The sequence below is a fragment of the Dyella thiooxydans genome (assembly GCF_001641285.1).
Taxonomy (GTDB): domain Bacteria; phylum Pseudomonadota; class Gammaproteobacteria; order Xanthomonadales; family Rhodanobacteraceae; genus Dyella_A; species Dyella_A thiooxydans.
This window is the reverse complement of the sequence record NZ_CP014841.1, coordinates 2,782,593-2,794,998: the sequence shown is the minus strand read 5'-3', so window position 1 is coordinate 2,794,998 and position 12,406 is coordinate 2,782,593. Positions and strand designations below refer to the sequence as shown.

At 70.5% G+C, this 12,406-nt stretch carries 8 protein-coding genes; 6 read left to right on the top strand and 2 right to left on the bottom strand.

Annotated features, from left to right (window positions below):
- The first annotated feature begins 40 nt into the window (after positions 1 to 40).
- The 5 genes from ATSB10_RS12675 (at position 41) to hemB (ending at position 6,142) form a co-directional block, all read left to right on the top strand.
- Positions 41 to 706, top strand: coding sequence for an ABC transporter ATP-binding protein (locus ATSB10_RS12675; RefSeq protein ID WP_236886420.1), 666 nt, complete (start codon positions 41 to 43; stop codon positions 704 to 706).
- Positions 690 to 2,606, top strand: a complete 1,917-nt coding sequence (locus tag ATSB10_RS12670) for an HlyD family secretion protein (protein ID WP_063673148.1) — start codon at positions 690 to 692, stop codon at positions 2,604 to 2,606. The genes ATSB10_RS12675 and ATSB10_RS12670 overlap by 17 nt, the downstream gene beginning before the upstream one ends.
- On the top strand, positions 2,603 to 3,832 hold the full coding sequence (locus ATSB10_RS12665) for an efflux RND transporter periplasmic adaptor subunit (RefSeq protein WP_063673147.1): 1,230 nt from the start codon (positions 2,603 to 2,605) through the stop codon (positions 3,830 to 3,832). The genes ATSB10_RS12670 and ATSB10_RS12665 overlap by 4 nt, the downstream gene beginning before the upstream one ends.
- The gene (locus ATSB10_RS12660; protein ID WP_063673146.1) at positions 3,829 to 5,064 is read left to right on the top strand and encodes an ABC transporter permease; all 1,236 of its coding nucleotides are present in this window, start codon (positions 3,829 to 3,831) and stop codon (positions 5,062 to 5,064) included. The genes ATSB10_RS12665 and ATSB10_RS12660 overlap by 4 nt, the downstream gene beginning before the upstream one ends.
- Positions 5,065 to 5,152: 88 nt before the next feature.
- Positions 5,153 to 6,142: a porphobilinogen synthase gene (gene hemB / locus ATSB10_RS12655; RefSeq protein WP_063673145.1), complete on the top strand. Its 990-nt coding sequence runs from the start codon at positions 5,153 to 5,155 to the stop codon at positions 6,140 to 6,142.
- A 36-nt stretch (positions 6,143 to 6,178) separates the two neighbouring features.
- Here the strand turns inward: hemB and ATSB10_RS12650 are convergent, their stop codons facing one another.
- Positions 6,179 to 6,955 carry a glutaminyl-peptide cyclotransferase gene (locus tag ATSB10_RS12650; protein WP_063673144.1) on the bottom strand — a complete coding sequence of 259 codons (777 nt, stop codon included), beginning with the start codon at positions 6,953 to 6,955 and terminating at the stop codon, positions 6,179 to 6,181.
- A gap of 98 nt (positions 6,956 to 7,053) precedes the next feature.
- Between ATSB10_RS12650 and ATSB10_RS12645 the strand changes: the two genes are divergently transcribed.
- A complete protein-coding gene (locus ATSB10_RS12645) occupies positions 7,054 to 8,892 on the top strand; it encodes a monovalent cation:proton antiporter-2 (CPA2) family protein (RefSeq protein ID WP_063673143.1) in 1,839 nt (612 codons plus the stop codon).
- 36 nt (positions 8,893 to 8,928) lie between these two features.
- On the opposite strand, the gene ATSB10_RS12640 is transcribed toward ATSB10_RS12645, so the two are convergent.
- The gene (locus tag ATSB10_RS12640; RefSeq protein WP_063673142.1) at positions 8,929 to 12,351 is read right to left on the bottom strand and encodes an ankyrin repeat domain-containing protein; all 3,423 of its coding nucleotides are present in this window, start codon (positions 12,349 to 12,351) and stop codon (positions 8,929 to 8,931) included.
- Positions 12,352 to 12,406 lie beyond the last annotated feature (55 nt).

Genomic DNA, 12,406 nt, shown 5'->3' with positions numbered 1-12,406 from the left:
ACACTTGGCTTCAGGGGGAAGGTCCAGGCACATGGTCCGCATGGAAGCGATTACCCGCCACTACCGGGTGGGCGGGCAGACGATCGCCGCGCTGGATGGCGTCGGCTTCGAAGTCCCGAAGGGGCAGTTCACCGCGATTGTCGGGCCGTCCGGTTCGGGCAAGTCGACCCTGTTGAACATGCTCGGCTGTCTGGATCGCCCGGACAGTGGCCGCTATCTGCTCGACGACGTGGACGTGTCCACCTTCGACGACGAGCGCGCCAGCGATTTCCGCAACCGGCGCATCGGCTTCGTGTTCCAGTCGTTCCATCTGCTGCCGCGACTGAGCGTGCTGGAGAACGTATTGCTGCCTCGGCGCTTCCTGCGGGGCGATGGCAACGGGCTGGACGAGCGTGCACACACCCTGCTCGAGCGGATGGGACTGGGCCAGCGGCTGGAACATCGCCCGGGCCAGCTGTCCGGCGGCCAGATGCAGCGCGTGGCGATCGCCCGCGCCCTGCTGATGCAGCCGGCCCTGCTGCTGGCCGACGAGCCCACCGGCAACCTCGACTCCAAGAGTGCCGCCGACGTGCTGGCGTTGATCGACGAGGTGCATGCCGATGGCCAGACCGTGGTGCTGGTGACCCACGATGCCGACGTCGCCGCGCGGGCACAGCGGCAGATCACCCTGCGCGACGGGAGGATCGAGCATGATTCGGCGGAGTGACTGGTTCGGTCTGGTGATGGTGCTCGCGATGCCGTTCGCGCAGGCGTCCGCCACGGTGTTCACCGGCGAGATCCGCCTCGAGGGCGCCCAGCGCATCGAGACGCCGCCCTCCAACAGCTCACCGGTGGTGCTGCGCTACTACGCGCCCGATGGCAGTCACGTGAAGCCGGGCGAGGTGCTGCTGCGCATCGATGCCGGGCAGGCGGAATCGCAGGTGCGCAAGCTGCAGGCGGAACTGGCCGCGCAGCAGGCCAAGGACGCCAAGGAGATCGCCCAGCTCGAGCTCAAGGCCAGCGATGCCGAGCTCAAGCTGGCCGACGCACAGGCCGAGCGCGACACCGCGGCGGTGGACGCCGCCCTGCCGCGCCATCTGATTTCCGCACTCAACTACGACCGCTACCAGAGCGAGATGCAGCGCACCGAGCGCGCACTGGCGGTGGCGCACGAGCAGGCCGACGAAGCGGAGGCGGCGGTAAAGCGCCGTCGCGAGGACGGCGCCCTGCAGCAGCGCAAGAAGCAGATCGAGCTGGATTTCGACCGCCGCCAGGTCACCCGCGCCGTGGTCAAGGCGACCCGTGCCGGCACCGTGGTGCACGGCTTCGACAACATGTTCGGCAACGGCGGGCGCTACGAGGAGGGCTCCTCCAGCTATCCCGGGCAGGCCGTGGGCGAGGTGGTTGGTGGCGGGCACGACTACGACGTGCGCGCCTGGGTGCTGGAGCCCGATCGTGCCGGACTGAAGACCGGGCAGGCTGTCGCACTGACCGTCGACGCCCTGCCCGGGCGGCTCCTGCACGGCCGAATCCGGAGCATCACCGGTGCGTCGGTCGCACACAAGGACTGGGGAGACGGTCGCTATTTCGAACTGGCCATCGACCTGGCCGACGGCAACGCGTTGCCGCTGCGGCCCGGCATGAGCGTGCGCGTGGACACCGACCCGGCCGACCTGTCCGCCGATCGGCCGGTCGTGGCGGATACCCAGCCATTGCATGCCGATGGCGAGACGTTCGCGCGCGACAGCATCGCCATTTCCCCGCCGGCGGTGAATGGCCTGTGGCAGATGACCGTGACCCAGATGGCCGGCGACGGTGAGACGGTGAAGAAGGGTGCGCCGGTGGTGGTGTTCGACGGCAGCCAGGTGATGAAGCAGCTCACCGCCAAGCGCAGCGAACTGGACGAGAAACTGCGCAAGCAGGAGCAGACCCGGCTGGACCTGGCCGACCGCGCGCGCGAAGCCGAACTGGCCACGGCGCAGGCCCGCGCCGAACTGGAAAAGGCCCGCCGCAAGGCCAACCAGCCGAAGGAATACGTTGCCGGCGTGGAATACGCCAAGCTGGTGATCGCGCGGACCAAGGCCGAGCGCAGGCTCGCCCTCACCATCGAGCGCGGTCGGGTGGCGGCGGACGAGCGCCGTGCCGAGCAGCAGGTGGCCGATGCCGACGTCGAACAGGCGAAGCACGAGGTCAGCGTGCTCACCGCGGCACTCGCCTCGCTCACGGTGAAGGCGCCGCGCGCCGGCATCGTGCTGCACCAGAGCGCCTGGGACGGCAACAAGATCGATACCGGTTCGCAGGTGTGGATGGGGCAGTCAGTGGCACAGATGCCTGACCTGTCCACGCTCGCGGTGCGTGCCTCGCTGCCGGAACGCGAACTTGAGCGCGTGCACCAGGGGCAGCGCGTTCGCGTGGTGGTGGCCGGCGGCGGCGACCGCTCGGTCGACGGCACCGTGGCATCGGTGGGCGGTACCGTGCACAGCAAGTCGCGGGTGGAGGCGATCCCGGTGGTCGACCTGGTGGTCACGCTCGATTCCAACCATCTCAAGCTCAAGCCCGGGCAGGCGGTGCGGGTCGATTTCCCGGTCGATGCCGCGAACTCCGCATCCACGAGGCAGGCGCCATGAGCCGCCGCATCGCCTGGCTCGCCTGCGCGACCCTCGCTCTGGCCGGCTGCGGCAAGCCGGACACCGCGCGCGTGGTGCTGGAACGGGTCCACGCCGGTCCGCTCGATTTCGTCGTCAGGGGGGAGGGTGAGCTGCGTTCGGCGAAGTCGACGCCCCTGCTGATTCCCGGTCAGGTGTTCACGACGCGCCAGGTGGCCTGGATGCTGCCGGACGGCAGCCCGGTCACCAAGGGCGAACTGGTGGCGCGATTCTCCGCCGAGCAGAGCAGGCAGGACCTGGACCAGGCCGAGATCGACCTGGAGCGCAACCTGCTCGCGCGCGCCGCCAAGCAGGCCGAACTGGACGACAAGCGGGGCCAGCTCGGGGTGGACCTGACCCAGGTCGCCGGGCAGCTGGCGATCGCCCACCGCTATGCCAACGCCAGCCCCGAGGCGATGGCGCGCAACGACATCCTCGATGCCATCCAGGACGCCAACTACCTCACCGTGCGCCAGCGGATCCTGGAGTGGCGCGAGCAACAGTCCGGTGTGCGCGGCAAGGCGGAACTGGCCGTGCTGGATGCCCAGCACAACACCTACGCCACCGTCGCCGACCAGAAGAAGGCCGATCTCGACGCGCTGGAACTGCACGCCCCGCACGATGGCGTGCTCGTGCTGGAGCGCGACTGGATGGACCAGGTGCCCCACGTCGGCAGCCGTCTCTTCGCCGGCGACAGCTTCGCCAGCCTGCCCGACCTGTCCCGGTTGGAGGTGCAGCTGGCGGTGCCGCAGATCGAGGCGCAGGGCGTGCAGGTGGGCGATGCGGTCGAGCTGCATCCCTGGGGCGAACCCGCGCAGAAAGTCGCCTCCCGGCTCAGCTGGGTGGCGGCGGCCGCCCAGTCGCGCAGTCGGCAGAATCCGGTGAAGTACCTGATGATGAAAGCCAGCGTGCCCGCCGAGGTGGCGCGTCGCTATGGCTGGACGCCGGGCCAGCGCTTCGTCGGCACCGTGGTGCTGCTGCATGCGGACAAGGGCCTGGCGGTGCCGAACGTGGCGCTGGCCAGCGACGGCGACGCCAGCACGGTGCAGGTGCTCGCCGACGGCAGGGTCGAGCGGCGCACCCTGCAGCTGGGCGTGCGCGGATCGTCCCGCAGCCAGGTGCTGTCGGGTCTGCACGAAGGTGACGAGGTACTGCTCGGCCAGTCCGGCAGCGACGGCGCACCGGCGGGCAAGGGAGTCGCACCATGATGCTGTCGCCCGCCTGGCGCGAGGCCGTCGAGGCGCTGGCACGGCGCAAGCTGCGCACGCTGCTGACCCTGCTCGGCATGATCTTCGGCGTTGCCGCCATCGTCGCCATGCAGGGCGTGGGCGAGGGCAGCCGGCGCGAGGCCCTGAAGCTGGTGGAGAGTCTTGGTCTGCACAACCTGATCGTCGAGGCCAAGCCGCAGGACCAGGACAGCCTCAAGGAGATCCGCGCACGCAGCCTTGGCCTCAGCGAGGCCGACGCCCGCGCCGCGCTGCTGGTGGTACCCGGCGCGGAGCGGTACGCCGCCGAGAAGCGGGTGCATCGCTGGGCCGTGTTCAGCGACGACGGCCAGAGCACGGCCGAGGTCAGCGGCATCACACCGGACTATTTCCGGCTGGCCGCGCTGCGGGTGGCGAGAGGGAGGGCGCTGGACGCCCACGACAACGATTCGCTCGCCGCCGTCGCCGTGCTCGGGGCGCAGGCCGCGCACGACCTGTTTCCCGACGGCAAGGCGCTGGGTCGGCTGGTCAAGGTCAACCAGGTGTGGCTGCGGGTGGTCGGGGTGCTGGCCGATCGCGATCTCGGCCAGGACAAGTTCGAGGGCGTTTCGCTGGGAGCGGATGCCAATCGCGTGTTCGTGCCGCTGCAGAGCGCGCATGCCCGTTTCCGCTTCCAGCCGATGGAAGATCCGGTCGACCGCTTCCTGCTGCAGCTGAAGGATCCCGACACCCTGGCGGCCGGCGCACGCGTGCTCACCCAGGTGCTCGACCAGCGGCACGCCGGGGCGGCCGACTACCGCATGATCGTGCCGCAGCAGCTGTACCGGCAGAACCAGAAGACCCAGCGCATCTTCTCGATCGTGATGGGTTCGATCGCCGGCGTCAGCCTGCTGGTCGGCGGCATCGGCATCATGAACATCATGCTGGCGAACGTGCTCGAGCGCCGTCGCGAGATCGGCCTGCTGCGTGCGATCGGTGCGCGGCGCGGCGACATCGTCAAACGCTTCCTGCGGGAGGCGGTGGTGATCTGCACTTCCGGCGCCGTGATCGGCCTGGTGTTCGGCGCCCTGCTGGCTTACGCCATCGCCGTGTTCGCCGGCTGGAAGGTGGCGTGGCAGCCGGTCGGGGTGCTGGCATCGGCGGTGGCCTGCGTGCTGATCGGTCTGGCTTTCAGCATCTATCCGGCGCGCCAGGCGGCGGCGCTGGACCCGATCGCGGCGATCCGCGACGAGTGAGGCGGGGGCCTGCTGCGGCGGCGTGCCTCGTGGGACGCGGCCACCGCGGGCGTACAATGCGTAGCCGATTTGCCTGCAGGAACGATCCATGAGCTACCCCGCGATCCGCCCCCGCCGCATGCGCCGCGACGCGTTTTCCCGCGCGCTGATGCGCGAGCACACCCTGCAGGCGACCGACCTGATCATGGTGGCGTTCGTGATCGAGGGCGAGAACCGGCGCGTGGACGTGCCGTCGATGCCCGGCGTGCAGCGGCTGTCGATCGACCTGCTGCTGGAACTGGCCGGCGAATGCGTGCGGCTGGGCATCCCGGCGCTGGCGCTGTTCCCGATCACCGACGCGCCGAAGACCGAGGACGCCGCCGAGGCGTGGAACCCCGACGGCCTGATGCAGCGGGCCTGCCGCGCGCTGAAGGCGAAGTACCCGGAGCTGGGGCTGATCGGCGACGTGGCGCTGGATCCGTACACCAGCCACGGCCAGGACGGCCTGATCGACGAACACGGCTACGTGATGAACGAGCCGACCATCGAGGCGCTGGTGAAGATGTCGCTGGCGCAGGCCGAGGCGGGCATGGATTTCGTGGCCCCCTCGGACATGATGGACGGCCGCGTCGGTGCGATCCGCGATGCGCTGGAAGCGGCCGGCCACATCCACACCCGCATCCTCGCCTACTCGGCCAAGTACGCCTCCAGTTTCTACGGCCCGTTCCGTGACGCGGTCGGCTCGGCCGGCAACCTCGGCAAGGGCAACAAGCACACCTACCAGATGGACGTGGGCAATGCCGACGAGGCGCTGCGCGAGGTCGAGCTGGATATCCATGAAGGCGCGGATGCGGTGATGGTCAAGCCGGGCCTGCCGTACCTGGACGTGCTGCGCCGGGTGAAGGACGCCTTCGGCATGCCCACCTTCGTCTACCAGGTCAGCGGCGAATACGCGATGCTCAAGGCCGCCTGCCAGAACGGCTGGCTCGACGAGAAGTCGGTGGTGCTGGAAACGCTGACCTGCTTCAAGCGCGCCGGCGCCGACGCCATCCTCACCTATTACGCAATCGACGCCGCACGCTGGCTGCGCAGTGAGTAGGACGCGCCGGAAAGCCCGCGCCGGCGGCCTGCGGACTCAGTGCTTCGGGCCGGTCAGCCGGATCTCGTAGATCTTCGGCCACTGCTTGCCGGTGACGAACAGCCGGTCGCCCTTCGCGTCGTAGGCGATGCCGTTGAGCACATCGTTGGCCGGGTCGATCATCTGGTCCGGTTTCGGGCCGAGGCCGGCCAGGTCGATCCAGCCGACCACGTGGCCGCTGACCGGATCGATCCGCGCGATGCGTGAGGTGAGCCACACGTTGGCGTAGATCTGCCCCTTCACCCATTCCAGCTCGTTGAGGTTCTTCACCGGCGCGCCGTCGGCGGTGACCATGATCGAGGACACCTGGTCGAGCGTTTCCGGGTCGAGCACGCGCAGGAACGCCGTGCCGTCGCTCATGTAGATGTGCCGGCTGTCGGCGGTCAGGGCCCAGCCCTCTCCCGGGTAGTGGAAGCTGCCGGTGGGACGGAAGCTGTCCAGATCGTAGGTGTAGCCCTTCTGCGATTGCCAGGTCAGCTCGACCAGCTTGTCGCGCCAGGCGACGATGCCCTCGCCGTAGTCCGGCGGCGCCAGGTCGCGCTGCTGCAGCACGTGGCCGGTGGCCAGCTCGACCTTGCGGATCGAGGAGGCGCCGATCATGCCGGTGCTCTCGTAGAGAAAGCCGTCGCGGTAGAACAGGCCTTCGGTGAAGGCCTGCCGGTCGTGCGGATAGGTGTGCACCACCTTGTAGCCGTAGACCGGGACGGCGGCGTCGGAGGCGCAGGCGGTCAGGACCAGGGAAGCGGAGAGCAGGAGGCGGGTGGCAGCGTTCATGCCCGTGATGATTCCACACTTGCGGTGGTGTTGGTCGCGGTCACGGAGCCGCCGCAGGCGCGTGACATAATCCGGCGACCTGCCGAGGAGCACGCCGCTTGCACAGTCCGCACTATCTCGAGACCGCGCTGGTGTTCCTGCTGGCGACGGTGATTGCCGTACCGCTGACCAAGCGCTTCCGCCTGGGCGCGGTGCTGGGCTACCTGGGGGCGGGCGTGGTGATCGGGCCGCAGGTGCTGGGCCTGGTGCGAGACACCGACGGCGTGGCCACGATCTCCGAGTTCGGCGTGGTGCTGATGCTGTTCGTGATCGGCCTGGAACTGTCGCCGCAGCGTCTGTGGGTGATGCGCCGCTCGGTGTTCGGCACCGGCGCGCTGCAGGTGATCGCCAGCGCGCTGGTGATCGGTGGCGTCGGGTACGCGCTCGGCGGGCTCACCGGCAAGGTGGCCGTGGTGGTCGGCGGCAGCCTGGCGCTGTCGTCCACCGCGTTCGGCCTGCAGATCCTCGCCGAGCGCAAGGAGGCCGGTTCGGCCTACGGCCGCCAGGCGTTCTCGATCCTGCTGTTCCAGGATCTGGCCGCGATCCCGCTGATCGCGATGGTGCCGCTGCTGGCCAGCTCCTCGGCGCGGCACGGCGTGGACCTGGTCGGCATCGCGCGTACCGTCGGCATCATCGTGGTGGTGATGGTGGGGGGGCGCTACCTGCTGCGCCCGGTGTTCCGCTTCGTCGCCAAGGCCAACGCGATCGAGGTGTCCACCGCCACGGCGCTGCTGGTGGTGATGGGTACGGCGTGGCTGATGGAACGGGTCGGTGTGTCGTCCACCCTGGGCGCGTTCCTGGCTGGCGTGCTGCTGGCCGATTCGGAGTACCGCCACGAGCTCGAATCGCACATCGAGCCGTTCAAGGGCCTCCTGCTGGGGCTGTTCTTCATCAGCGTGGGCATGTCGATGGACCTGGGGCAACTGCTGCACCAACCGTGGCTGGTGCTCGGCCTGGTGGCGGGGCTGCTGCTGATGAAGGGCGCGCTGCTGTGGCCGCTGGGGCGCACCCTGGGCGGGCTGGACGGCGCCGATGCCCTGCGGCTGGCGGTATTGCTGGCCTGCGGCGGAGAGTTCGCCTTCGTGGTGCTGAAGCAGGCCGGTGATCGCCATCTGCTGGAGTCGGGCCTGCATGGCGTGCTGGTGCTGGCGATCACCCTGTCGATGGCGCTCACGCCGCTGCTGGTGGTGGCCGCGGCGAAGCTGCTGAACGTGAAGGCGCGGGTGCCCGAGCGGGAGTACGACGTGATCACGCCGGATGCGCCGCCGCGCGTGATCATCGCCGGCTTCGGCCGGATGGGGCAGATCGTCGGCCGCATGCTGCGCGCGCAGAACATCCCGTTCGTGGCGCTGGAATCCTCGGTGGAGCAGATGGACACGCTGCGCCGCTTCTCCAACACCTCGCTGTTCTTCGGCGATCCGGCGCGGCCGGACCTGCTGCGTGCGGCGCAGGCGGACAAGGCCGAGGTGTTCGTGCTGGCCACCGACGATCCGCAGGCCAACCTGCGCATCGCCCGGCTGGTGCGCCGGCAGTTCCCGCACCTCAAGCTGGTCGCCCGCGCACGCAACCGCCAGCATGCCTTCCGGCTGATGGACCTGGGCGTGGACGAGCCGGTGCGCGAGACCTTCCATTCCAGCTTGAAGATGACCCGCAAGACGCTCGAGGCGCTGGGCATGCCCGCCGCGCAGGCGGTCGACCGGGTCGAGCGCTTCCGCCGCCACGACGAAAAGCTGCTCAAGACGCAGTACCTGGTCTACGACGACGAGACGCGGCTGGTGCAGACCTCGCTGGAGGCGCTCAGCGATCTGCAGAAACTGCTCGACGCGGACATGTCGCCCGAGGCCGAGGAAGAGCGTCGCAGCACCTCCACGCCGGTGGGAGCAGTCGATCCCGACTAAGCAGGTGGCGCGGAGCCGCCAGGCTCCGCGCCTGCCTCATTCCGCCGGCTGGGCCGGTTGCCGCAGCGTCTGGCGCACGCTGGGAACGACCGACGCACCGCGGGCGGCCAGCTCGTGGGCGATGTCGACGTAGCCCAGGTGCCGGGCCACGTCGGCGGCAGTGCGGCCGAAGCCGTCGGCGGCGTTGCGGTCGGCCCCGCGGGCCAGCAGCACGCGGGCAGCGGGCAGCAGGGCGTGCATGGCACAGGCGTGCAGCGCGGTCACGCCACGCTGGTCGGCGTGTTCGAGCCGTGCGCCGGCGTCCAGCAGTACCGGCAGCAGCGCACCGATGTGGGTGGCGTCGCAGTCGCTGCCCGGGCGCAGCTGGGCACCGAGCAGCATCAGCAGCGGGGTCTTGCCTTCGAGGTCGGCGCGGTTGACGTCGGCGCCGCGCTTGAGCAGCACGTCGAACAGCCGGCGTGCGCGCAGGCTGTCCTGGCTCTCGAACCCGAACTGCGCCGCGGCGTGCAACGCACTGCGGCCGCGGGCATCGACCGCATGCACGTCGGCTTCGCCCTCGAGCAGTCGTTCGACCAGTTCGGGATAGCCCATCGCCGCAGCGACCATCAGCGCGGTGCTCTCGCCGGGCAGGCGCTGGTCGACGGTGACGCCGCGTTCGAGCAGCAGCGCCACCAGCGGTTCGCGCCGGGCCGCCACGGCCGCGCCGAGCGCGGTCATCCCGTTCTGCGCGGTCGAGGATGCATCGGCGCTGGCGTCGAGCAGCCGTGTGGCGACGTCGCGATGACCGGCACCGCAGGCGTGCAGCAGGGCGCTGGCGCCCTGCGCGTCGCGACTGTCCACCGGCGTGCCCAGCTTGAGCAGTCGCTCCACCGCCTGCGCCGCACCGGCCGCCGCCGCCGCCGGCAGGTCGCTGTCGCGCAGCGCACGGCGCGGCAACGGCCAGTGACCCCAGTCCAGCCAATGCTTGAGTTCGGGGTGCTCCATCGACAGGCCCAGCGGCGTCTCGCCGCGGGCGTCGCTGGCCTCGGGGTCGGCGCCGTGTGCGACCAGCGACTTCACCACCGGTAGCGCCCGGGCGCCCGCGGTCAGTGCATCGAACAGCGGCGTGCGGCCGTGTGCATCCCGGGCGTTCGGATCGCAGCCGCGAGCCAGCAGCGCCTCGGTCATGGCCAGATGTCCCGATGCCGCCGCCAGATGCAGCGGGGTGCGTTGCTGGACGTCCGGACCGAACGGATCGGCGCCGCGTTCCAGCATCGCCAGCGGCAGGCCGAGCGCCTGGGCGTCGCCGTCCAGGTGGGCCAGGGCCACGCCCAGCAGGCCAGCGCCGGCCGGAGTGGCGCCAGCGAGCAGCAGGTCCTCGATCGCTTCGGCCGAGGAGGGCAGCCGTTCGAGCAGCGCGTCGAACAGGCGCGGGCCGCGGGCGTCTTCTTCGCCGGCCATGTGCGCCTCGGCGGACAAGCCGTGCTCGAGCAGCCAGCGACGTGCACCGCCCAGGCCTGGCTCGGCGAGCTCCTGATACAACCGCGCCAGTTCCGACTCCGGCCACTCGCGCACGCGCTGGACGAAGCTGGAGACCACGGCCCAGTGGCCGAAGCGCAGGGCATCGAGCAGATGGCCCGGGGTGTCCTCGCCGGCGGCGAGCGTCTCGGCACTGAGGCTGGCCGGCAGCGGAGTATCGGGGTCGAGCAGGGCGACCAGGTCCCAGCGTCCGGCAGCCGCGGCGTGGTCCAGCGCGCTGCGGCCATCGGTGCCGGCAGCCTTGGCGTCGGCACCCAGGGTCAGCAGCGCGCGCACGGTGTCCGCGTGGGCGCGCGGCGACTGGCAGGCGAGGGTCAGTGCGTCGCGGCCGTGCTGGTCGCGCAGCGAGGCATCGGCCCCGGCCTGCGCCAGCAACTGCACGATGCCCACCGCGCCGGCGCGGGCGGCTTCCATCAGGGCGGTGCTGCCGTTGCGGTCGGACAGATCGACCTCCGCGCCGGCGGCGCGCAGGGCGCGGGCGATCTCCTCGTGGCCTTCGGCCGCGGCGACCATCAGGGCGGTCCTGCCGCGGACATCGGTGGCGTTGACGCCCGCCCGCTGCTTGAGCAGCAGGCGTACCCCGGTCGGGTCGTCGTCGGCGATGGCGGCGGCGGCAACCAGCGCGGGCTCGCTGTCGGGCAACAGGGGCTTCGCGCCACGTTCGAGCAGGAACCGGGCCAGCGTCCAGTTGGCGGCACGGCAGGCGGCTGCCAGCGGAGTGAGACCGGCGCGGTTCGGCGCGTTGAGGTCCGCGCCGGCATCCAGCAGCATCGCCGCCACGATCGGCTCTTCGCTGAGCACGGCGCCGTGCAGCGGGGTGTTGCCGTCGGCGTCGCTGACGGTCGGGTCGGCGCCGTTGGAGATCAGCGTCATGACCGCCTCGGCGCGTCCGGACAGGCTGTCGCGGGTGGCTGCCAGCAGCGCGGTGAGCCCGCCCTGTGCGCGGTTCACGTCGGCGCCCCGCGAGATCAGTGCGCGCAGCAGGCGGATGTCGGGCAGCAGCGCGGCAAGCAACAGCGCCGGGCGCTGGTCGCGATCGTCCGGGGGCGGGGTGGTGTCCGGGTCGGCGCCGTTTTCCACCAGCGCCAGTGCGCGCTCGATGTCGCTGTCGCGGATCGCCGCCAGCAGTGCGGCGGACTGCTCCGGGCTGCCGGCAGTGCGCTCGGCCTCGGTCAGCGGCGCCACCGGCGCCCGCTTCACCGGCGCGGGCCGGTCCAGATCGGCTCCGGCCGCCATGCGCGGGCGGTGGCGCTCGCACAGCAGGGCGCGCAGCGTACGGTTGGCGATCACCAGGCAACCCAGCGGCATCAGCACCAGGCCGTACAGCACCATCGCGGCGGTGCGCAGCTCCGGCGGCAGCACGCCGTACAGGCCGGTCAGTGCGAGCGCCAGGAACGCCAGCACCAGCAACGAAAACGCGGCCGGCAGGAAATGCGAGAAGAAGCGCTCCTCGCGCGACAGGTGCCGGCCGAACGCGATGCTCCGCGCAGTGGCCGTGAAGATCCACGAACCATCGCTCTGCGGCGGGTAGGCATCGTCCCACACGAACACCAGGCCAAATGCGGGCCACAACCGCCACAGCACGCTCAGCGCGATCACCAGCGCCGCCGCCAGCAGCAGCGCGGCGCTCAGGCTCGGCGCCTGGCTCAGCTTCAGCAGTGGCCAGGCGACCAGCAGGAAAACCAGCGCGACGTAGGTGCTGAACATCACCAGGTACGCGGCGCCACGACGCAGTACGGTGCGCCCGAAACGGGGCTCCGGGTCGAAGCCGATGGCGTGGCACACTGCGGCCATGGTCAGTGCGTTGGCGGCCAGCAGGGGAATCAGCACCAGCGGATGGGTGGTGGCCGCGGCGATCGCCACGGCGATCCATCCAGGAATGAACCAGGCCAGGGCCTGCAGAAGGGGGGGCGGCCGGCGCCGCAGCTTGGGGGGAGTCATCGGGCGAGTATAGAAACCGGAGAAGGAAACGGCGGTAACCCGGTGTTAACGGAAA

Excerpts from the sequence above, each read along its gene's own strand:
- ATSB10_RS12650 (WP_063673144.1), bottom strand. The coding sequence starts at position 6,955 with ATGAACGCTGCCACCCGCCTCCTGCTCTCCGCTTCCCTGGTCCTGACC.
- ATSB10_RS12640 (WP_063673142.1), bottom strand. The coding sequence starts at position 12,351 with ATGACTCCCCCCAAGCTGCGGCGCCGGCCGCCCCCCCTTCTGCAGGCC.
- hemB (WP_063673145.1), top strand. The coding sequence starts at position 5,153 with ATGAGCTACCCCGCGATCCGCCCCCGCCGCATGCGCCGCGACGCGTTT.
- ATSB10_RS12670 (WP_063673148.1), top strand. The coding sequence starts at position 690 with ATGATTCGGCGGAGTGACTGGTTCGGTCTGGTGATGGTGCTCGCGATG.
- ATSB10_RS12665 (WP_063673147.1), top strand. The coding sequence starts at position 2,603 with ATGAGCCGCCGCATCGCCTGGCTCGCCTGCGCGACCCTCGCTCTGGCC.
- ATSB10_RS12675 (WP_236886420.1), top strand. The coding sequence starts at position 41 with ATGGAAGCGATTACCCGCCACTACCGGGTGGGCGGGCAGACGATCGCC.
- ATSB10_RS12660 (WP_063673146.1), top strand. The coding sequence starts at position 3,829 with ATGATGCTGTCGCCCGCCTGGCGCGAGGCCGTCGAGGCGCTGGCACGG.